The 23,333-nt window shown below is 37.6% G+C and carries 18 protein-coding genes and 1 pseudogene; 12 read left to right on the top strand and 7 right to left on the bottom strand.

The annotated features are described in order from the left end of the window. Position 1 precedes the first annotated feature (1 nt). From coaA to DOK79_RS06275, 3 genes are all read left to right on the top strand, one after another. Entirely contained in the window at positions 2 to 925 is a 924-nt protein-coding gene (gene coaA / locus DOK79_RS06285; protein ID WP_206854670.1) for a type I pantothenate kinase, read from the top strand. Positions 926 to 983: 58 nt separating this feature from the next. After that, positions 984 to 2,549: a glutamine-hydrolyzing GMP synthase gene (gene guaA, locus DOK79_RS06280; protein WP_206854671.1), complete on the top strand. Its 1,566-nt coding sequence runs from the start codon at positions 984 to 986 to the stop codon at positions 2,547 to 2,549. A 406-nt stretch (positions 2,550 to 2,955) separates the two neighbouring features. After that, complete coding sequence (locus DOK79_RS06275) at positions 2,956 to 3,492, top strand: HNH endonuclease (protein WP_206854673.1); 537 nt, start codon at positions 2,956 to 2,958, stop codon at positions 3,490 to 3,492. A 315-nt stretch (positions 3,493 to 3,807) separates the two neighbouring features. On the opposite strand, the gene DOK79_RS06270 is transcribed toward DOK79_RS06275, so the two are convergent. Together DOK79_RS06270 and DOK79_RS06265 are read right to left on the bottom strand one after the other, a co-directional pair. Continuing rightward, complete coding sequence (locus DOK79_RS06270) at positions 3,808 to 5,409, bottom strand: TIGR04141 family sporadically distributed protein (protein ID WP_206854675.1); 1,602 nt, start codon at positions 5,407 to 5,409, stop codon at positions 3,808 to 3,810. A gap of 691 nt (positions 5,410 to 6,100) precedes the next feature. After that, a complete protein-coding gene (locus tag DOK79_RS06265; RefSeq protein ID WP_206854677.1) occupies positions 6,101 to 8,791 on the bottom strand; it encodes a bacterial Ig-like domain-containing protein in 2,691 nt (896 codons plus the stop codon). 266 nt (positions 8,792 to 9,057) lie between these two features. Between DOK79_RS06265 and DOK79_RS06260 the strand changes: the two genes are divergently transcribed. Then, complete coding sequence (locus tag DOK79_RS06260) at positions 9,058 to 10,545, top strand: helix-turn-helix domain-containing protein (protein ID WP_206854680.1); 1,488 nt, start codon at positions 9,058 to 9,060, stop codon at positions 10,543 to 10,545. Between the two features lie 97 nt (positions 10,546 to 10,642). On the opposite strand, the gene DOK79_RS06255 is transcribed toward DOK79_RS06260, so the two are convergent. Next, positions 10,643 to 11,011: a hypothetical protein gene (locus DOK79_RS06255; RefSeq protein ID WP_206854683.1), complete on the bottom strand. Its 369-nt coding sequence runs from the start codon at positions 11,009 to 11,011 to the stop codon at positions 10,643 to 10,645. A 159-nt stretch (positions 11,012 to 11,170) separates the two neighbouring features. On the opposite strand from DOK79_RS06255, the gene DOK79_RS06250 reads away from it, so the two are divergent. The 8 genes from DOK79_RS06250 (at position 11,171) to DOK79_RS06215 (ending at position 17,806) form a co-directional block, all read left to right on the top strand. Next, positions 11,171 to 11,293 carry a hypothetical protein gene (locus DOK79_RS06250; protein WP_339093131.1) on the top strand — a complete coding sequence of 41 codons (123 nt, stop codon included), beginning with the start codon at positions 11,171 to 11,173 and terminating at the stop codon, positions 11,291 to 11,293. A gap of 386 nt (positions 11,294 to 11,679) precedes the next feature. After that, complete coding sequence (locus tag DOK79_RS06245) at positions 11,680 to 13,635, top strand: BglG family transcription antiterminator (protein ID WP_206854686.1); 1,956 nt, start codon at positions 11,680 to 11,682, stop codon at positions 13,633 to 13,635. Beyond that, on the top strand, positions 13,625 to 14,080 hold the full coding sequence (locus DOK79_RS06240) for a PTS sugar transporter subunit IIA (protein ID WP_206854690.1): 456 nt from the start codon (positions 13,625 to 13,627) through the stop codon (positions 14,078 to 14,080). Before DOK79_RS06245 ends, DOK79_RS06240 begins: the two co-directional genes overlap by 11 nt. A gap of 12 nt (positions 14,081 to 14,092) precedes the next feature. Beyond that, entirely contained in the window at positions 14,093 to 15,439 is a 1,347-nt protein-coding gene (locus tag DOK79_RS06235; RefSeq protein WP_206854691.1) for a PTS galactitol transporter subunit IIC, read from the top strand. A gap of 12 nt (positions 15,440 to 15,451) precedes the next feature. Beyond that, complete coding sequence (locus DOK79_RS06230) at positions 15,452 to 15,736, top strand: PTS sugar transporter subunit IIB (protein ID WP_206854693.1); 285 nt, start codon at positions 15,452 to 15,454, stop codon at positions 15,734 to 15,736. Between the two features lie 12 nt (positions 15,737 to 15,748). Continuing rightward, a complete protein-coding gene (locus DOK79_RS06225; protein WP_206854695.1) occupies positions 15,749 to 16,582 on the top strand; it encodes a class II fructose-bisphosphate aldolase in 834 nt (277 codons plus the stop codon). Positions 16,583 to 16,594: 12 nt separating this feature from the next. Then, positions 16,595 to 17,290, top strand: coding sequence for a triose-phosphate isomerase (locus tag DOK79_RS06220; protein ID WP_206854697.1), 696 nt, complete (start codon positions 16,595 to 16,597; stop codon positions 17,288 to 17,290). Then, positions 17,291 to 17,806: a YjbQ family protein gene (locus DOK79_RS06215; protein WP_206854698.1), complete on the top strand. Its 516-nt coding sequence runs from the start codon at positions 17,291 to 17,293 to the stop codon at positions 17,804 to 17,806. A gap of 149 nt (positions 17,807 to 17,955) precedes the next feature. Here the strand turns inward: DOK79_RS06215 and yicI are convergent, their stop codons facing one another. From yicI to DOK79_RS06195, 4 genes and pseudogenes are all read right to left on the bottom strand, one after another. Then, entirely contained in the window at positions 17,956 to 20,217 is a 2,262-nt protein-coding gene (gene yicI, locus DOK79_RS06210) for an alpha-xylosidase (protein WP_206854700.1), read from the bottom strand. Positions 20,218 to 20,227: 10 nt separating this feature from the next. After that, positions 20,228 to 21,067 (bottom strand): carbohydrate ABC transporter permease, encoded by an 840-nt coding sequence (locus DOK79_RS06205; protein WP_206854702.1) that lies wholly within the window; start codon positions 21,065 to 21,067, stop codon positions 20,228 to 20,230. Next, positions 21,064 to 21,930: pseudogene (locus DOK79_RS06200) on the bottom strand (carbohydrate ABC transporter permease). The gene DOK79_RS06205 and the pseudogene DOK79_RS06200 overlap by 4 nt, the downstream one beginning before the upstream one ends. An 18-nt stretch (positions 21,931 to 21,948) precedes the next feature. Continuing rightward, positions 21,949 to 23,229 carry an ABC transporter substrate-binding protein gene (locus DOK79_RS06195; RefSeq protein ID WP_206854704.1) on the bottom strand — a complete coding sequence of 427 codons (1,281 nt, stop codon included), beginning with the start codon at positions 23,227 to 23,229 and terminating at the stop codon, positions 21,949 to 21,951. Positions 23,230 to 23,333: the final 104 nt, after the last annotated feature.

Genomic DNA, 23,333 nt, shown 5'->3' with positions numbered 1-23,333 from the left:
TATGAATGATCCAATGAATTATTACCGTGTGGCAAGAGAAGAGTGGCGCGAATTTTACCGAAATGGTCAAGCTCCATTGACACAAGATGAACTAAATAGTATAAAAAGTTTGAACGACCGTATTTCCATGCAAGATGTTCGCGACATCTATGTACCACTTGCACACTTGATCTTTCTTCATATGAAAGAGTTTGAATCCCTCTCTCTGAGCAAAGGGTTATTCCTACACAAGTACGTCCAAGTTCCACCGTTTATCATTGGGATTGCCGGAAGTGTCGCAGTTGGTAAAAGTACGACTGCACGCTTGTTACAAATGATCTTATCTCGGACATTCAAACGAAGAAATGTCCAGTTGATCACCACCGACGGCTTCTTGTATCCGAATAAAGTCTTAAAAGAACGTGGCATCATGGATCGGAAAGGATTTCCAGAAAGCTATGACATGGAAATGCTGATCGACTTTCTTAACCAAGTAAAATCTGGTCAAGAAACAACAAAAGTACCGGTCTATTCCCACGATGTTTATGATATTATTCCCGATGAATATGAACTGATCCAACAACCGGACATTTTGATCGTCGAAGGAATCAATACGCTCCAACTGCCAGCCAATCAACAAATTTACGTCAGTGATTTTTTTGATTTCTCTGTTTATGTGGATGCAGATTCTGAATTGATCGAAAAATGGTATTTGGATCGCTTTGGTGCGTTACTTGATACAGCTTTTCAACATCCACAAAACTATTACTATCAATTTGCCATTGGCAATCGTGAAGATGCATTCAAAATGGCAAGAGATGTATGGAAAAATGTGAATTTGAAGAATTTAAACGAATATATCTTGCCTACTCGTGGAAGAGCCGATATAATTCTCCATAAAACTGAAAATCATATCATCGATTCGATTTTCATGCGAAAATATTAGCATTTTAAAATAGTTCAACTATTTTGAGATAAATTTTAAAGGGATAGGGGTAATAAATGTGACGAACGTTGCCGATATGACAAACGTTGAAAAAATCATCGTACTAGATTACGGTAGTCAATATAATCAATTGATTACACGACGCATCCGTGATTTAGGTGTTTTTTCTGAATTATTGAGCCACCGCATTACAGCTGAAGAAGTGAAAGCCATGAATCCGAAAGGGATCATCCTTTCTGGAGGTCCAAACAGTGTCTATGACGAAAATGCTTTTGGCATTGATCCTGAAATCTTCAATTTAGGGATTCCAGTGTTAGGGATTTGTTATGGTATGCAATTGATCACGTACAAACTTGGTGGTTCTGTTGAGCCAGCGAAAAACCGTGAATACGGAAAAGCATTACTTGAAGTAACAGCAGATGATGCGGCGCTATTCAGCCAAACACCAAAACAACAAACCGTTTGGATGAGCCATGGAGATCTAGTGACGAAAGTACCAGAAGGTTTTGAAACTGTTGCTACAAGTAACGACTGCCCGATCGCATCGATCCAAAACAAAGAACGTAACTTCTACGGTATCCAATTCCACGCAGAAGTTCGTCATTCAGAATACGGAATCGAATTATTACGTCATTTTGCTTTTGACATTTGTCAGTGTGAAGGAAATTGGACAATGAACAATTTCATCGACATGCAAATCGAAAAAATCCGTGAACAAGTCGGCGATAAAAAAGTCCTACTTGGTTTATCTGGCGGAGTGGATTCAAGTGTCGTTGGTGTCCTTTTACAAAAAGCAATCGGTGATCAATTAACATCGATTTTCGTTGACCACGGTCTATTGCGTAAAGGTGAAGCAGATCAAGTCATGGAAAGCTTAGGCGGAAAATTCGGCTTGAACATTATCAAAGTAGACGCAAGAGAGCGTTTCTTAGATAAACTTGCAGGTGTCTCTGATCCTGAACAAAAACGTAAAATTATCGGTAATGAGTTTGTCTACTTGTTTGACGACGAAGCAACAAAACTTGCTGGCGAAGAAGGCGTATCTTTCTTAGCACAAGGAACACTTTACACAGACGTAATCGAAAGTGGAACAGAAACTGCCCAAACGATCAAATCACACCACAACGTAGGTGGCTTGCCTGAGGATATGCAATTTGAATTGATCGAACCATTGAATACACTATTCAAAGACGAAGTCCGTGAATTAGGTACACAGCTTGGTATGCCTGATTCAATCGTTTGGCGTCAACCTTTCCCTGGACCAGGTCTTGGTATCCGTGTCTTAGGTGAAATCACTGAAGAAAAACTTGAGATCGTCCGTGAATCAGATATGATCTTACGTGAAGAAATCGCCGCTGCCGGTCTTGACCGTGACATCTGGCAATACTTCACTGTCTTACCAGGCATCCGTTCTGTGGGTGTAATGGGCGATGGACGTACGTATGACTACACAGTCGGCATCCGTGCAGTCACTTCGATCGACGGCATGACAGCTGACTTTGCGCGTATCCCATGGGATGTACTACAAAAAATCTCTGTACGTATCGTCAATGAAGTCGCACACGTGAACCGTATCGTGTACGATATTACCTCTAAACCACCAGCAACTGTGGAGTGGGAATAGGATAATCAAAGAAACCGTGAAACCTTTGTTAATGAAGGGATTCACGGTTTTATTTGTTATTGCAAACAATAACCTTTGTACATAGAGAATTGACTATTTAATGATTGATAGTACATAATAAACTGTAAAGAATTTCCGTAAAAGCTGAAGCATATGACATCACTAATTTTGTTTAGTCTCAATATATAGATATAGAGCATAGTACTAATTTACATAAAAGTATTCAACATCAAAAATCACCTCGTGAAAGTATCAAGAAATTATATAATGAAATAAGCTACATAATTATGGCTTCATATCAGAGCAAATATTTTTTTGATAATAAATGAAAAATATCAAACAAAATTATTATTATTAAAAATTATAAAACTATATTAGATTAATAAAATTCTGAATGGGAGATACTATGGCTAAAAGATCGAATATTAAAACTCCAATTGATGATATTGTGTCGTATTGGGTAACAAAAGTTTATGAGGGAGATTTAAGCGTAGATTTTAGTGAGGCTCATGAACGATGCTGGAGATGTGGATATCAAAAAAAATTGGAACGATGTCATATTATCCCACATTCTCTAGGTGGGAAAGACATTCCTTCTAACTACGTATTATTATGTAAAAGATGCCACATTGATAATCCTAATGTTTCTGATCCAGAAATAATGTGGGATTGGTTAAAAGCTTATAAAGCTGATTTTTATGATACGTTTTGGGCATTTCAAGGTATGATTGAGTATAAAAAAATCTATGGGATTTCTTTCCAACAAGAATTAATTAACAGAAATATTGAGGATAGAATTGTTGCTGACATATTCAAGGATCAGTTTAAAAATGCAAGTATCCATTTTGGAAATCCTGAATTTAACGTTGCGACTATCGCAGGTATACTAAAAATGTTTTTAAAAGAATACGATAGACAAATATCTACACCTACACAACGATAGTTAAATATTCTAAAAATAAGTATTTCCCCCTATTATAAACCTTTGTTTAATCAACTTCTATCCTTACAATACTAAAACTAGTACGAAGTGAATAGAATGAAATAAACACACTTAATTAATTAAACTTTTTGATGGTGATTAAACCGAAAAAACACATAGAATCAAAAATCCCCTGCCAAGTTTACTCTTAGCAGGGTTTAACTTTCCCATTAGCTGACTTATTTGATTAAATTTGTCCAAACTTAAACATCGGCTTACAAAACACTATTTTTTATGTAGCTACACAAACTCAATTACACAATATCTAAGTGAAAATTACTTTACCTCTATCTTCATTAAAGAATATTTGTACTGCATTTGCTTTAGTTGATCCAAACTTTGAGCCAAACTAACCATAGAAAAGAAAGGAAGTATTTCAAAAATTTCTTTTTCTCTCTTATCAACAATCGCATAAACCACCTCATAGTCTTGGTTCTGAGCATTCGCTTTTAAAAAAGTCTTTCCTAGTTTTTCTTTTACTTGTTTATTTATATGGTTTCTGAACTCTGAATCGCTACTTAATAATTGAGCAGACACAGTACCCTGAGAAAAAAGATGACTCAATTTAGATGAAGAATCACTCTTCTTAACATGAATAAATTTTTTATCTCTAGTAAGAATGTCGCAAGGTTCTATTTGGCTATAAGAATAACCTGGAACGCGATAATTTTTACTATCTAAGAGCTCATAATCATCACTTGAATCACATATTCTTTTGTTGTAATCATCTTCCCTTTCTCCTACATTTAATTCCGATAGCTGGATAGAGCAAATTGGGCAAGCAGATATTTTTTCTTTTATTTCTTCATAAAAATTTTTATCTACTGTAAACCAATTCCCATTACAAAGTAAATATTTCTTTTCTTCAAAAACTAGTTCATAGATAATGCCGTCGTATACCTTAGAAATAACAATCTCCTCATCTGTAATAGTTCGAGCCATAATTCTATCTCTTTTAATCTTGGAAAGTATATTTATATCTGGTTTTGTTTTAATAAATTCTATATATTTCTCATAGTCAAGTGTCATATCTAAATTTTCAAGATTAATCTTTCCGATTCCTTTGAAAAATAGACCTGCGATATTTTCCCAATCCATTATACGATTGGGACCAATTGTAATCCTATTACTTTGATTCAAGATACTATAAACTAATTCACTGTCCAATTTACTTATAGTTTTTTTATCCTTTTCTTTTTTAACATTATCTAACCATGCAAAGCCATTATCTTTATAATCTTGTTTTTTATATGTATCATAATAAAATATAATTGATTCTTTTATATCTTCAATTTTCATTTTTCTAGTGGCTGTTAGAGAGTCTGTTCCTACTAAAAAATGTGCAGTGCTTTCTAATTTAGGAGCACCTGATACCGATTTTAAAATTTCTCTATTGGCATTAACTTGTAAATCAGATTGTCTCGAATAAAATATTGATTGTTTTTGCGTATCAATTATCGTATCTTCAAGTGTCATTGAATTTAAACTTCTAATTTTCTTGGGATCAATCAAATTTGCAGCAACTACCAATCCAAAGTTCCGTTCAATATTTTCCTCTTCTAGCATTGATCTTCCGTATCCATACACTACACTAAAGTAACGTTTACTATATTTAAATACAACGACAGCTTTATTTGATGAATTACTTGAAATATCAATAGTTTTATTTGTTAATTTTTCTAAGGTTGTTTTCCAATCTGGGATATTTACTGTTGATTGATGAACATATATCTTACCAGATAACCCAATTTCAGATTTAACTTCATATATATTTGAGTTATCTCTAGAATGTTTTTTTATACATTCATCAAAACTTTCAACTTCTTCTTCATGTAAAAATATAGACAATTTTTGAGTTCCAACCTGTGATTTTACCATTATAATACCTACTTTCTATTCTAAAGTTCAAGTTCTCTTGAAAACATATAACAAATAGTCTTCGTTGTTTATAATAATAAATTATCCTACATTAATACACCTCCTAATGAAATATCACTTGCCATTACTATAAAAAGTTTTTATCATTTATCATCAATATAACATTATGTATTGTTTTTTTTTTAATTAATCAGAAAATAGTTTTTTAGAATCATAATCGTAGTTAATATAGATAAATAAGAGTTACTCTCGTATATTTTCGAATATTATTACAGACTGAGAGTAATCAAAGAAACCGTGAATCTTTTATTTGTAAAAAGATCCGCAGTTTCTTTTTCATTTTATATAAACATATTCTGTATGTGAGCATACTATCATTACTAAACACCCTAAAAAAGATAAGGGAATGTTGAAAATATTTTAAAACAATCATATACATTGTTGATAATACCTAGCCTTTTGTTCACTGAGTATCTAGATCACTTCAACAATATTATTAAATTTTTTAGTATAAAAAGCGAATCTATACATAGTAGTAGTACCACTTAATCAGCTCAACCAACATTGAATTTTTTATAATTCGTTCTCACGCTGGTATTTTTTGAGTAAAAAGACCAACATGAGAAGATAGTAAAGCAATCATACTTTATCAATATGTTCGCGGATAATTTAAGAATACTTTTACATTAAATCATCTTACTTTCTTCCTTCTTGCTAAATAGAACAATGAAAAAAGAAGCGTGAATACTCCAGCGAGTTGCCATATATTGTTTGTTTGCTCTCCGGTATGAGGAAAATTTTTATTGCTAGTTTTATTGTCGTTTGTATTGCTAGCATTGCTAATATTTTGAGAATTTTGACCTTTATTACCATTATTTGTAGTTCCAGTTTTCTGTTTATCTCTCACAGTGATTGCAGCGGTACTCGTTACACCGGCATAGCTATAGGTTACTCTATACGTACCGACTTTCGTTGTATCCACACTACCTTCGACTGTCACAGCTTCGAAACCTACTGGGTTGCCGTATTCATCAACTGCACTGTCAAAATTGTCTTCTGCTTTCCAATTCGTTCCGATATAAAGCGTGGAATCATGAACATTTACTGCCGTCGTACCGACTTCTTTGACTGTGATCGTAGCACTACTTGTCACTCCGTCATAGCTGTATTTTACTTCATACGTGCCGACTTTTGTTGTATCCACCATACCTTCGACTGTTACAGCTTCGAAACCTACTGGGTCACCATTTTCATCAACCGCACTGTCAAAATTATCTTCTGCTTTCCAATTGGATCCAATATAAACTGTGGAGTCATGGACATTTACTGCTGTCGTACCGATTTCTTTGACTGTGATTGTAGCACTACTTGTCACTCCGTCATAGCTGTATTTTACTTCATACGTGCCGACTTTCGCTGTATCTACACTACCTTCGACTATCACAGCTCCGAAATCTACTGAGTTGCCATCTTTATCCACTGCACTATCAAAGTTGTCTTCTGCTTTCCAATCCGTTCCGATATAGAGTGTAGAGTCGTGGACATTTACTGCCGTTTGGTTCGCCTGCACTGTGATTGTAGCAATACTCGTCACTCCGTCATAAGTGTATTTTACTTCATATATTCCGACTTTCGTAGTGTCTACTGTGCCTTCAACCGTCACAGCTCCGAAATCTACAGAATCGCCATTTCCATCAAATGCACTGTCAAAGTTGTCTTCTGCTTTCCAATCTGTACCGATATAAAGCGTGGAATCGTGGACATTCACTACTGTTTGGTTCGCTTGCACTGTGATTTTGGCAATACTTGTCACTCCGTCATAGCTGTATTTTACTTCATATGTGCCGGCTTTCGTTGTATCCACTGTGCCTTCCACTGTCACAGCTGCGAAATCTACTAGGCCGCCGTCTTTATCGACCGCACTGTCAAAATTATCTTCTGCACGCCAATTTGAACCGATATACACGATGGAATCATGGATATTCACTGCCGTTTGGATTGCTTTGACTGTGATTGTAGCAATACTAGTCACTTCGTCATAGCTGTACTTCACTTCATATGTGCCGGCTTTCGTTGTATCCACTGTGCCTTCCACTGTTAAATCTTCGAAAGCCACTGGATTCCCGTCTTTATCTTTTGCATCAATAAAATTATCTTTTGCTTCCCATTTATCACCTTCATAAATAGAGGAATCAATCACCTCAATACTTTCTTGTGAAGTTGCCCAATACCAATCTCCCTTCATAGTCGCACCCATATAATTAGTTGCTAACTCTAAAGAAGTGTAAAGAGGACCAGACTGATCTTTCTGCCATTTGCCAATATAAGTAGTATCAATTGGTGGTTCGCCTAATAAAGAATCTTTAAATACAAAATTTTCTCCTAACTTGATATGTTCGAGCGGTGTTTGCCAAAAAGTATCTGGCCCCATAGCTGCTTGTAAGGTATTAAAATTTGATATGTCCAGTGATTTTATACTTGCATAGGAAAACATGCCCATCATATTCGTCAGATTAGGTGTTTCAAAATTTGATAAATCAAGGAATGTTAAACTTCTCATGTCATAGAACATTTGCCCCATATATATGACAGAACTTGTATCAAATTTTGATACATCAAGGGTCGACAAACTACTTGCCCCAGAAAACATCTGTCTCATATCCGTTACTTTACTTGTGTCAAACCTTGATACATCAATGGAAGTTAGCGCAGACATATTGCAAAACATATAATGCATACTAGTCGTTTGACTCGTATCAAGATAGCTTAGGTTTTCTATTTTTGTCACTTTGTTCAAACCATAAAATAGCATTTCTAAAGAATCCCCTGCTGTTACCTTTCCGTCAAAAATGATTGAAGTAATTTGATCACTATAGAAAAAAAACGGTGAACTACCATTCGACATAACCGATGAAGATAGTTGACCCGCCCCAATGTGTAAAGTTCCATCGGCGTCAATTTCCCAATCAACTGTACCCAAGTGACCAGATGCAACTGTATTAGCTGTTAAACTGACTTCTCCAGTTGTTGTGTCTTCTTGCGACACTAAATCCTCTTCAACTGCGTTAGCCAAGGAACTATCTACCGTTTCTGTCATGGAAGTTGGATCTTCACTTAAAATTGGTGACTCATTTATTCCCTCAGGACGACCGGATTGATCGGTAGAATCTTCTACGATACTTTCAATTGGTTCACTAGTTGTGCTATCTTCAAGAGTTCTTTCAGCACTACCAGTAGCTATATCCCCTTCACTACTCTCTTGTGTCTCTAGTTCCTGTGACTGCTCTGTTTCAATAGTCTCCGCCACTACTTGTCCTGTCCCTATTAAGGAAGGGCTTACTAACAACACGGCACTAAAAATAGCTATCCATTTCTTTTTCATTGCTTCTCTCCATTTCTTTTTCAACCATATCTCTCAATTCAGGTATGTAAATTTGATAAATGTATTTTTCAACCACTCCAAAAATAACGTTAATAAAAATAAAAAAGCTTGAAATTCAAGGTTAATATTTTAAAAAATAACATTATATCATTTTACATATCTATACCAACAGTGATATAATAACATGACGAAAAAACGACTACTATCCACAATTTTTGTAGAACAAACAACAAAAATTGTATTCAAGAAATGGAGTAAGTTAGCAAATGATACCGGACTATTTAAGAAAAGAATTGGCAGTTCTATTTTTCATTGTAAATAAAGATCAAACAACGACTGATGAGATTTCACGAGATTTGAAGTTATCTAAAAGAACCATTAGAGAAACAATTTCAACGATAAAAAAACATTTGGAAGAGCATCAAGGACTTAAAGACTTTATCGTAATAAAAAAATCTGGCATGATTCACATCCATCCCACGTTTAAATCAGAAGCAATCGATGTAGCATACAATTTAAAGCTGCAATTACTTAAAACAAATACGATTTTTAATTATACTGTTCTAATACTTACTCGAACTTCACTGGACAAGGCTACCATTCTAAATGAACTTTTTATCTCGAACAGTTATTTGAATAAAATCACACAACATTTAAATAACTTCTTTTCATCTTTTGATTTCATGATCACTATTTCAAAAGGAAATTTTTCTTTAAAGGGAAATGAAATGAATATACGCTTATTTTCTTATTTATTCTTGCAAGATTCTTTTCAAGATATCGAATGGCCATTCTACGACATGCCCCTCGAAAGTATTCTAGAGAATATTCCAGAAGACATTTTGATTTACTCGCATCAACGGTCAAATATAAAAAATAGATCGCTATGTATTCTCTATGCTATTTTGCAAATCAGGATCAGGAACCAGAATTACGTTCCCCAACCAAAAGACCAATTGATCCAAACGCTCTTCACACTTATTCATGAGATTGTTGGTGTAGCTTCAATTTTTGAACAGGACACCTTTGGCACTCTCGAAAGAAATGTGGAGAAAACGGAAATTCAATATTTTAACTTTCTTGCACGTATTTTTATTTCAGATGTCATTCAAACAAAGGAAAAAATCAATTTAGGAAAAGCTTTCGTGAATGAAATCCATCCTTACTGTACGCTGTCTAATGATGTCCTTAGAATGAACACGATGTTGATCGAAGAGGGTATTCTAGAGGAAGAACGATGTTTATTTAACTACTATATAACATTATTCAATACTTTTTATTTTCTAGTTGGCGATACATTAGATTGCTTTTCTGATTTATTTATCCCTTCTTGGTCGTTTCATTCCGAGGTAAAAAATGAATACATGTCGATCATTGAGACGAACCTATCTCCCCTTACTATGAATGAAAAGCACAAACATTACTTAGCAAATCAACTATATACTCTTTTCACCTCTGAAATGAAGTCAGAAGTGAAAATCTATTTGCACCTATCCAAAGACTTTACTGCAAGCTTTTTTGTTGAAAATCAGCTTAGACATTTATTTAATGAAAAGCAAATTATGATCACAGATAATTATTCTCTATCAGACATCGTCATCACAGATATGCTAGAACGGCCTACATCGAATAAGAAGATTTTTTATTTAGATTCACTAGATAATGCAACAAGATGGAAAGAACTACTCTTCCTGATTCAAGAAACCTATCTAGATAAACAAATGAAGCAGAAACATCAAGTTCGTAAATTTTAAGCGCTTACTCTGCTGTTGACAGAATAAAAGGACTGCGGAATCTAACATGATTCTACAGTCCTTTTATTATCTTTGACTAGATGTGTCTAAAAGTAAGTTAAGATTTCTGCTCTTTTTTTACAAAGTAATGCCTTAGATAATAAAAACAAGCCCCTAAAGAAGCGATGGACATGATCCATAGATACTCATGAAGTGGTACACTGATTTTTATACTATCCAGGTATTCCAATGTCTTTTCAAATGTATATGACAGAAGAAACAACAGTAAAAATACTTTGAGTTTGCCAAGTTTTTGTTGAATAGTTTGTTCTCCTAGTGTAGCTAATCCTAAAATCAATCCGATAGTACTTGGGTGCAATATAACTAACTCTTGTTTTGACAATATTTTTGCGATGCCAATAGCCATTACACTCGCATATAACGCAAGTATCACGTTTCTTAATATATTGCTTAGTATGATTTTCATGTTCGTATCAACTCCAAAATAGATGTTTTACATAGACTAACTATTTAACTTCTTCACAAATAGATATACATCACTTATATCATTTTCTGCCGATGATTTCCCATATTAGTCAGAAAATACCTTTTTGGGGTCATAATCGTCCATGAGGTTGGGGCAAAGGTGCTCGAATTCAAGTTAAGTGAAGTCATTTATCAAGCAATCTTTGATGGCACTTTGAAAGGATACTTACACTATCTTGATGATTATTCAAATATTATCCATTTTTCACCTAGTCGAAAATAAGGATAATTGAACCCTATAACGCATTCTTCTGACATTCTGAAATGTACTAAAATAATTTTTTAATAACAAGCTACTAAAACAAAAGGGATTGCCTATTTCTTGTTTTGGTGGCTTGTTTCGTTTGCTTACTTTTATTTTAAATAAGTCATCTATATTGTGTATATACTATTTTAGAACCCTCACTTACCTTCTCACCGCAAAAAATTAAATATGGATTATATTCATTTTTTATCATTACTTTTCCCACCTTATAAACTGTCCATTGAAATGGACAAAACATTGTTATACCAAGGACTACCACATTAATGTGGTAATTAGTTATCATTTACTACATAACAAAGTTTCATTAAGATAGATTTAAGGAAGCGCTTCCGGAGGTGGGTTTGATGATTTTAAGTAAAAGGGAAAAGCTGTTGCTCCGTCTACTTTTAGAACAGCAGAAGTATCAACCAGCAGCTTTTTTCCAAAAACAGTTGTATGTCTCTCCTAAGACTGTCTACAACGACTTAACAAGTTTGGAAGAAAAAATAAAAGAAACAGGCACTACGATTACTAAGTTGCCACGTAAAGGGATTCGTTTGGAAGGTAATGAATCAGCAAAACAAAAAGCACGCTGTCTTTTGGTGTATGAGCAACTCATTCTTGATGAATATTCGCCAGAGTATCGTCGCTTGTTCATATTTGGAAACTATCTATTTTCAAAAAAAGCCATGCGCTATCAAGAGTTTGCTGAATATTTTTTCGTGAGTCAACAGTCGATCAAAAATGATGTCGATGACATCGTGAGATTTTGCCAAGCCAAGCAGATCACAGGAAAGGTAACATCAAATGGCCTGCAATTGCTCGCAGATGAATCGGTACAACAGCATGTGTTCAAGTCATTCTTAGAACCATATATGGAAACGGAAGGCAGTCAACATACTTCCATCCCCTCTTTATTTGATGAGCGAATCATCGAACTGACGGAGGCGTTCATCTCTGGGATGATCCAGCAAACCGGACGACAAATCAATAATTATTTTGTGGAATCATTGTCTTTATCCTTACAGATTTTTTTATCTAGGCTTCTTTTAGATCATCACATCGAAAAACAAGAACAGCTAGTCTTTGATGAACTAAAACGGATGAAGCTCTATATGATCGCGCGCTCATTTGCTGAAATGGTCAATGACTACATGGCAATTTCGTTACAGGAATCAGATATCCAATATATCTGCTCGCTTTTACTTGCGCATGGAATCGAGCCTTATGTTCAAAGCACGGATAAACCCGATTCAGTGATCACGGTTTCTACTAAACAGATTATTGGCAAAATGTCGACTTTATTGAAAATCGATTTGACTCAAGATGAACTGTTGTTTCAAGCCTTGCTCTCACATATCGTCCCGATGATCCATCGTCTGAAAACGGGGATGTTGATCAAGAATCCTTTGCTTAAAAGTATCAAAACACAATATTCGACGATGTTCACATTGACCAAGTATGCGATTGGTGAATTAGAAAAAGAGTTCCACTGCTCTTTAACGGAAGATGAAGTCTCTTTTCTTACGATCCATTTCCAATTGGCTTTTGAAAAGCGGAAGATGACGAATCATATTCTCATCGTATGCCGTTCTGGGCTTGCTACGTCCGAATTGATTTTCAATCGAATCAAGCAGACGATCTCAGCAAATACCGTTTTAGAAATCATTCAATCGAATAGACTGCCCCACACCTCTTTAGAAATGGTTGATATGATTATTTCAACGATTCCTTTAGAAGAAATAGAAACACCTGTTATGTACGTATCTGCTCTACCCACTACAGAGGACATCACAAACATTTCAGCGAGGATCTCTAATTTGAACGAAAACGAAAAAAAATTCCATTCAAAAAAATATCAATCACCCACTTTACTAAAAAAATACCTTGATCCAGCTTTCATTTATATACAAAAGCCTTTTTCTACAAAAGAAGCAATCTTGTCTTTTTTAGCTAATGATTATCTTGAAAAAGATTTAGTGACGCACGGTTTTAAACGCTCTTTATTTGATCGAGAAGAATTAGGTAGTACCGGATTAAAAACAGGGGTTGCGATCCCTCATGCTGATCCGCATACAGTGAAAGAAACAAAATTGGCATTCGTCACACTTGCTTCCCCGATTGCTTGGGGAGATACGAAAATCCAATTGATCGTCTTATTAGCGATCGCCGAGGAAAATATGAGCGAAGCAAAAGAATTGATTGCTTCCATTTATGACTTATTCAATTCCTCAGAGGAAATCCAGTGGATTGTAGCGAGTCAAACGCCAGATGAACTTTATCACAGACTTTTACGAGGAGGGAATGAGCTTGTTTTTTGATCATCAACTTGCATTATTGAATCAATCATTTGAAACAAAAGAAGAAGCATTGCAAAAATTATCAGAAGAACTGCGAAAAAAACAATGTGTCACGGATGATTTCTATCAAAATATCATCCGCCGTGAAGAAGTATTTCCAACAGGCTTAGCGATCAACGGGATTGGCGTCGCGATTCCACATACAGATAGTCAGTATGTCAATGAATCTCAAGTAGCGTTCATGTCGCTTAAAAAGCCTTTATCGTTTATTGAAATGGGCACCAATGACAAAGAAATAAACGTTTCGCTATTATTCATGCTTGCTTTGAAAGAACCACATGAACAATTAGAGATGTTGCAACAATTGATTGAGATGTTCCAAAAACCTGGTGTTTTAGAGGGACTCTTAACACTCACTACAGAAACAGAATATCTAACGATCATAAAAAAATACGGCTTGCAATAAGGAGGAAAATTTATGTTAGATGCATTACAATGGTTTGTTGATTTAGGTTCGATCGTTGTTCTTCCTATCTTGATCTTTATTTTTGGGATCATTTTAGGCACAAAGCCAGGAAAAGCATTTACTTCAGCATTGACAGTTGGCGTTGGTTTTGTCGGTTTGAATTTAGTGATCGACTTACTAGGAAACAGCTTAGGACCAGCGGCACAGCATATGGTCGAGCGTTTAGGGTTGAACTTGACTACGATCGATGTCGGTTGGCCAGCCGCAGCGGCGATTTCTTATGGAACGATCTTGGGAAGTCTAGCCATTCCAATTGGTGTGGTGTTGAATGTCGTTCTTATTTTACTCGGCTTGACGAAAGTATTGAATGTCGATATTTGGAATATCTGGCATGCTGCATTTATTTCATCTCTTATTTTTGCTTTGACTGGTGACTTCGCTATGGGGATCGCTGCAACTGTGATCTACTTGATGATGATTCTTTTGATGGGCGATATCCTAGGACCGATCATCAATAAATTTTATGGATTCCCGAATATTACTTTCCCACATGGAACAGCTGCTCCGGGATTTGTCTTTGCATTACCAATGAATTGGATTTTTGATCGTATACCAGGATTGAGAGATTGGAAAGCTGACCCTGAAACGATTCAAAAGAAATTTGGGGTTTTCGGTGATTCAACCGTAATGGGCTTCTTGATTGGTTTAGTGATGGGGATTTTGGCTGGTTATGATGTCGCTGGTACAGGTCAATTGGCGGTTCAAACAGGTGCCGTTATGGTGATCATGCCTAAAATGGTTGCTTTATTAATGGAAGGGCTTACGCCGATATCAGAAGCTGCGAATGAATTTGTTAAAAAACGTTTCCCAGGAAGAGAACTTTATATCGGAATGGATGCGGCATTATCTGTCGGTCATCCAGCTGTGCTTTCTTCTTCCTTATTGCTCGTGCCGATCACTATTTTATTGGCAGTCATTCTACCAGGAAATACGACCTTACCTTTTGGCGATTTAGCAACGATTCCTTTCTTGATCTGTTTGATGGCGGCTGTCTTTGCAGGAAACATCATTCGAACAGTGATTGCTGGAACAGTCTACATGGTAAGTATTCTTTACATTACTTCTTGGGTTGCTCCGCTAGTAACAACAGCTGCTCGTTCAGCAAACTTTGATTTACAAGGAAACTCAACGATCACTGCAATGGCAGAAGGTGGCCTCTGGACAACTTGGATGTATGTCGGCTTAACAAAAGTTTTAAGCTGGGGTGGTTTAGCGATCATCGGCGCAGTTGTTCTGATCGGCTTGATTTACGTCAACAAAATTTTACCCAAAAAACAAGCAGCTAAAGCAGCTGAATAGGAGGAAACTAGGATGAAAAAATTATTGATCATGTGTGGCACAGGTGTCGCAACTTCGACTGTTGTAACGAATAAAGTGAAAGAATGGTTGAAAGAAAAAGGACTAACTGATCAAGTGAAATTGTATCAATCAAAAGTAGCGGATGAAATGAATAAAATCGATGAATACGATATTGTTGTCAGCACGACAGTTGTCCCAGATTCAATCAAAGATCGTGTGATCATGGGTCTGCCTTTATTGACAGGTATCGGTACAGAAGCGATGTATGCTGAAATCGAGAAGAAAATCAACGAATAAAGGAGAATCCACATGCTGGTTACTACAAAAGAATTATTTGAACAGGCGGATAAAAACAATTATGCGATCCCTGCTGCCAATTTCTTCGATTTAGATAGCGCAAGAACGTACGTTAAAACAGCTGAGCGTTTAAAAAAACCATTGATTCTCGCGTTTGCCCAATCACATATGGACATGATGTCACTAGAGGAAGCTGCTTTGATCGGTAAATTCTTAGCAGAACAAAGTACTTCTCCTGTCGCTTTGCATTTAGACCATGGTCAAGACGAAAAAATCATCAAACAAGCAATCGATCTAGGGTTTACTTCTGTCATGATCGACGCATCCGAAGATTCATTTGAAGAGAACGTTCGCCGCTCGAAAGCAATCGCTGATTATGCGCATCCTTTTGGTGTCGTTGTGGAGGCAGAAATCGGCCATGTCGGTGCTGGTGATAGCTTAGAATCAGAAGAGAGTGATTCCATCTACACAGAGTTTAGCGAAGCAGTGAAATTTGCAGAAGCAACTGGGGTGGATTCATTGGCAGTATCGATCGGTACCGCACATGGACACTACACAGGAACCCCAAAAATCAACTTCGCTGTCTTGCAACAGATTTATGATGCTTTGGCTATTCCTTTAGTTTTACACGGCGGCTCTTCTTCTGGCGATGAAAACCTTGAGAAGTGTGCGCTGAATGGGATTCGTAAAATCAATATCTTTACTGACTTTATCACAGCAGCCATGGATAAGATCCGTAAAGAGCAACCAGAAAATTACTTTGACTTGATCCATGATACAAATGATGCGATTGCTGAAACTTTGGAACATTATTTCAATGTCTTCCACACAGCTTCTCATGAATAAAGGAGGGTAATTATGCAAAAAAGAACCTTACGTGCCCCATTCTTTGTGGTTAATCCAAAAGCTTATTTATACGGCGACCAAGCACTTGCTTTAGCTAAAGTAGCCGATGAGCTATCTGGCACGCACGATATCGACATCTTATTCACTGTTCAGCATGTTGATGCTGCACGGATCAAAAACGAAACGAATCATTTATTCATTACTGTCCAACATTTAGACGGACTTCAAGTAGGACGTGGCATGGGATATATCCTTCCTGAAGCAGTGGCTGAAGTTGGAGTGACCGCTACATTTTTAAATCATGCGGAACACCCAATGACCGTCAACGAACTGACGAAAGCCGTAAAACGTGCAGATGAACTAGGTATCCTGACGATCGTCTGTGCAGATTCCATTGCAGAAGCGCAAGCAGTAGCAACGCTTGATCCTGACGTGATGGTCTGTGAGCCGACAGAATTGATTGGAACGGGGCAATCCAGTGATCTCTCTTATATGAAAGCAACCAATGATGCGGTTCGTGCGATCAATCCAACGATCCAAATCTTACAAGCTGCGGGAATCTCTACGGTGGAAGACGTAGAAAAAGCGTTATTATCTGGTGCAGATGGTACTGGGGGAACAAGCGGTATCGTGGCAGCTGATGATCCTGCCCAAACGTTGACGGATATGATCCATAAAGTAGCGGAATTGAAGAAGGAGTTCAAATAGATGAAATTTGCAAAAGACCAATTAACTTTAACTTCAAACGGTAATCGCGTGTCTTATCATAATATTACCGAACAAGTTAAAGCAATCGTTGAGAAAAGCCAGATCAAGAATGGTATTTGTTTAGTCCAATCGCCCCACACCACTTGCTCGGTGATTTTTGAAGAGTATATGCACGATACCGATTTTAATGGTGATGAGTTTCTTCAAGTAGATTTAAATCGTATCTTGGATAAAATCATCCCCCGAGAACTATCTGAAAATACGAATTACCGTTATCCAGGACCGAAGCATTTGGAATTTCTGATGAGCCTCGACGATCCTAATTATCCAACGGACCCTGCGACGATTTTAAATGGCGATGCTCACATCCGCTCTTCCTTTTTCGGCGCAAGCGAAAGCTTTATTTTGAGCGAAGGAAAATTAGAGATCGGTTCTGTTGGCTATATTTACTTCGTAGACTTTGATCAAAATCGTGTAAGAAACCGAACATGTCACGTCATGGTGATGGGAGAATAATTTTCTTCCGCGGGGTTTCCCATTCATTCCTAACCCACCATTGATAGCTAGACAAAACAGACGAAACCACACGCACACTCTCCCGACTCCTATTGGTTGATGTAAGGCTGCAGTTTCGTCTTTTTTGTCGTCTGAGCCAAACGACTCTTCTAGTGTTCAACGACGATTGAAGACCCCAGCGGATGATCGTTTGCTCCTGGTATTTGCCGATTTCTAAATACTACTTGAACATTTATTAACCCTTCTGTTTTGATCTGATAGCTATCATCTTCAGGAGTAACGGTGATCGCCCTAACTGGCATCCCGTGTTGATCCACCACTCGCTGTGTCACTTCTTCCGTTAGTTCAAAAACGTGTACGGTCAAGTCTTTTGTATAATCATATGCAGCGGTCGTGTCGACGGAACCTTCAATGATCAGTGAATTAGGGCGAACCATAAGCGGTAGATTAAAATAATCATAGGTCTGTGTGTGCCATTGTCGTCCTTCATATACCCGATTATCTAAATAATTCGTCCAACGTCCTTCTGGTAAATAAAAAGAGACCTGCCCTTGTGCATTGAAAATCGGTGCAATCAACAAACGTTCACCAAACATGTACTGTTTATCGATCGTATGTGTCGTATAATCTTCTGGAAATTCCAGCATCACTGGGCGCATCATTGGTATGCCTGTTTGCGCTGTTTCTACTGCTTGCTCATAAATATAAGGCATCAGGCGATTTTTTAATTTTGAAAATCGTTGACTGACTAAGGCTGCTTCTTCGCCAAAGTTCCATGGCACACGGTATTCGATGTTTCCATGATAACGGCTATGCGTCGATAGCAGTCCAAATTGAGTCCAGCGTTTATAGATGTCTTCTGAAGCATTTTCTTCAAACCCACCGATATCATGACTCCAAAAGCCGAAACCGGATAAAACAAATGAGAGTCCACCTCTTAATGATTCTGCCATAGATGGATATTCCGATAGATTATCACCACCCCAATGGACTGGGAATTTTTGTGAACCGACCGAAGCGGAACGAGCAAAGACGACCGCTTCATCTGGACGTAATTCTGCTAATAATTCAAAGACGACTTCGTTATAAAGATACGCATAATAATTGTGCATTTTTTTCGGATCAGAACCATCGTGGTACTTCACATCAGTTGGTATGCGTTCACCAAAATCCGTCTTGAAGGAATCGACACCGATTTCTATGAGTTCCTTCAGCCGTTCTTTGTACCAGTCACGAGCTTTTGGATTGGTAAAGTCAATGATCCCTTGACCCGCTTGCCAAAGATCCCATTGCCATACTTCACCGTTTGTATCTTTGATGAAATACCCTTTTTCTTTACACACTTGAAAGGCCGCCGCTTTTTGTCCGATGTAAGGATTGATCCATACACAGACTTTCAACCCTTTCTGGTGGATTTTTTCAATCAATTGTTGGGGATCTGGGAATAGCTCATGATTCCATTCAAAACCACACCACTCAAATTCTTTCATCCAAAAACAATCAAAATGGAAGACATCAAAAGGAATCTCTCGTGTCTGCATTTCTTCAATAAATCGCATGACTGTTTCCTCGCGATAATCCGTCGTAAAGGAAGTCGATAACCACAACCCAAATGACCATGCAGGAGGCAATGCAGGTTTGCCAGTTAAATCGGTGTATTTCTTTAGGATCGTTTTCATATCTGGCCCATAGATGATATAGTATTCCAGCCGTTCACCGGCGACACTGAATTGTGTCCGAGAGACATTTTCCGAACCGACTTCAAATGATACCTTTTCAGGATGATTGACGAACACGCCATAGCCTTGATTCGTTAAATAAAAAGGAATATTTTTATATGCCTGTTCACTCCCCGTGCCACCGTCTTGATTCCAGCAATCAACGACTTGTCCATTCTTGATAAAAGGGGTGAATCGTTCCCCTAAACCATAGACGTATTCGTAAGGATCTAGTGACAACTGTTCACGCATGTATTGCGTACCGTCACTGCTTTGAATCAATGCTTGCGCTTTTGGCATAGAAGACGTCAAACACTTCCCCTCTGCCAGAAAATCGATTTGGAACGCTGCATTTTTTGTTACTCGTGCTTCTAGCTTACCTGATTTGAAGATGTAAGTTTCCTCATTTTCTGTATCGATCATGACAGAAGGCGATTGCTTATTAAGATGAAAATGAGGAGCTGTTTGTGCTTTGTCATGATGCACCAGTTGTACTTTGATGATATCTTCTCTTGGTGACTCAAAAGTCAACGTTGTCATCCCTAGATTCAAGGTATCTCCTCTTGTGTGGATCGGTTTATATGGTAAGTACAGCGTCAGCTTTTCCTCATCCACTTGAGCCTCATATACATGGTTCGGGTGTTCAAGATGAAACCCTTCTTTTGCCAACCAATAGCCATTTGTAAATTTCATTTTTTTCCTCCTACTTCACTGCGCCATCTGAAATGCCTTTTACGACATGTTTTTGCAAGACAACAAATAAAATAATAATTGGTAAAACGACGATCACTAGCGCAGCCAGTGCTAAGTGCCACTGCTTGTTGAATTCGCCGAAGAAATAAAACATTCGTAAAGGGATCGTGTACATGCCCGCTTTATTGATACTTAATGAAGGCAACAGATAGTCATTCCAAAACCACAAAGCGTTCAACACGATCACAGTCACCGTCGTAGGTTTTAATAAAGGAAAAATGACTTTCCAGTAGATTTGGAAGGTATTTGCCCCATCGATCAATGCCGCTTCATCTAATGATTTCGGAATACCTCTTAAAGCACCATAATACAAAAAGGTCGACATACTTGTTGCTAACCCTAGATACATCACCATCAAACCAGGCTGATTCAACATACTGACTTGCCCAAAAAGTGAAATCAAAGGGATCATGATCCCTTGAAATGGAATCAATAAACCGATCGCTACAATAAAATAGAGAAACGAACTTAAACGACTCGTATTTCTTGATAAGGCATACGCCGCCATCGAAGAAACGAACACGATCAACACTAAGGACCCGACTGTTACCAATAATGAATTGGCTGCGCTTTTCAAAAAATCTAAGTGCGCAAATGAATCAATATAATTTTCCAGTGTCAGTTCCGCTGGTAAAGTGAGCGTGTTTTGAAAAATCTCCGCTTTGGTTTTGAACGAATTGATCACCACCAAGAAAAAAGGATAAAACCACAAGCTAGCAAGCAACAACCCGCCCAAAATCAGCAAAGTCTTCTTAAACTGTCGTGAATGTTTCACATTTGATTGCTTCATGCGCTGACCTCCTTTTTACGTGTCAGTGAGATTTGAACCACTGAGATGATCACGATAATGACGAGAAAAATCACTGCTTTCGCCTGAGCATACCCCATTTTTCGCATTCCAAATGCTTCATTGTAGATGTTCATCGCTACCATTTGTGTGGAATTGAATGGGCCACCTTGTGTCAGGGCTAAGTTTTGATCATAGATTTTAAATGCGTTGGACAACGTCAAGAACAACGTGACGGTGAAAGCCGGCATCAACATCGGCAATTTGATACGGAAAAAGACTTGTAAAGGATTCGCCCCATCCATATCCGCCGCTTCCAAAATCTCTTCTGGAATATTATTGAGAAATGAGATGTAGATCAGCATCATATAGCCACTCATTTGCCAAACAAATAAAATAATCAGTCCCCAAAAACCCGTTTCTGGCGTGTTCAACCAACCGGCAAAAAATTCGATACCTGTCATGGCTGCCAGACTTTCAAATGCTTTATTAAAGATGAACTGCTAAATAAATCCTAGGATGATCCCACCGATCAGATTTGGCATAAAAAAGATCGTACGGAAAAAAGTCGTCCATCTGCCTAATTTTTGAGTCACGAACATCGCGAGTCCTAACGCCACGACGTTGATCAAAAGCACACTGAAAAATGAGAATTTCGCGGTAAACAGTAAACTGTCGATAAATCCTTGGTCACTAAATGCGCGAAGATAGTTTTCGAATCCAACGAATTCGCCCACCGTATTGCCATTCCAGTTGGTCAGGGAATAATAGCCACCTGTCAGTAGCGGAATGAACAAAACGATCGATAGCGCCAATAACGCGGGTGCAAGTAATAACCAAAAAGCTTTTGTGCGATTTGTTAACATAAAAATCCTCCTTGTTTCTTACTCCCGCTCTTGTGCCCAACTGGTTTGCAACGTATCGATAAATTCCTCCCAAGAGATTCGTCCAGCTGCATATGCTTGGATCTGCACACCAAAAATATTTTGCCCATATCCGTCTGGATAGGAATTGTGGACCCACGGAACAGTTTGTCCTTCACTTAAATAGGTGTAGATTTCCTTAGATAAAGGATCATGGATCGCTTCACTTGAGAAATTAGTATAAGCTGGAATGAATTGAAACTCATCAATGATTGCCGTCATCGCTTGTTCATCGGTATACATCCACGTTAGAAATTCGATCGAAGCGTCAATGATTTCTTGGTCCTTGTCTTTATTGACCCCCCAATACCAGGCTGGACCTGCGACGATTTTACTTTCTTCTGGAGATTCGATCTGCATCGGGATGATGCCTAGTTTTTCTTTTGTAAAAGTCTCATCTAAGCTATCCAAGGTTGGAACGATCCAATTGCCTTGATGGATGATAGCGACTTTTCCACTCGCAAATAGCTCCTCAACAGACGTACTGTAATCCATTGCTTCCATTGGCTGTGCGTTGTATTCAATGACTAGATCCGTGTAGTTTTTCATTTGTTCTGCATAATCCACGCTTAATTCAGGCGCTTCATAGGTCTTTTCTAAGCTATCATCAAACTCTGGAGCAAAAAAATTCGAACTATATTGACTGGACACCCATGTTTCTGCCCCACTAAAACCAAATACGCCTTGTAGCCCTAGTTCTTCTTTTTTGCTATCTAATAATTGAACAGCTTCTTCAAATGCTTCAAATGTATTGATTGAATCATTATCAATGCCTGCTTCTTTAAAAATCTCTTGATTGATCAACCAGCCATATCCTTCGATATTCATCGGGACACCATAAATCGTTCCATCGAGAGTCGCGCCTTCCAATGTGCCTTCGATTGCTTGTTTTGCTAATGTTGTTTCCCCAAGATCATAGAGTTTATGTTGCCATATCTGTGTATCTGCTAAGCCACCTAACATAAAAATATCTGGTTCATCTCCAGAGGAAAACTTCGATTGCAATGCTGCTGTCGCATCTGTCCCTCCACCGACTGTGGTCAAATTGATCTTGATTTCCGGATGATCGTTCTCGAACGCTTCCACTAATGCATCCATTTGCTCGGCCGTTTCTGTCTTGATATTGAAAATCTCTAATGTTACACTACCATCATCTGAACGCCCGCTTTGTGTCGTGCCACAGCCGGCAATTCCTAACAACATGGCAAAAGCAAGTACCAAAAATCCTCGTTGTTTCTTCATGATCTGTCCTCCTCAACTTATTCATAAATTGATTATATTGATATCTACAACGGTATGTAATCGCTATCTTAGTCGAAATACCTTGTAATATTGATCAAAATGGA

This window comes from Enterococcus sp. DIV1094 (genome assembly GCF_017316305.2).
GTDB classification, from domain to species: domain Bacteria; phylum Bacillota; class Bacilli; order Lactobacillales; family Enterococcaceae; genus Enterococcus_B; species Enterococcus_B mangumiae.
This window is presented reverse-complemented; position numbering and strand designations above follow the sequence as displayed.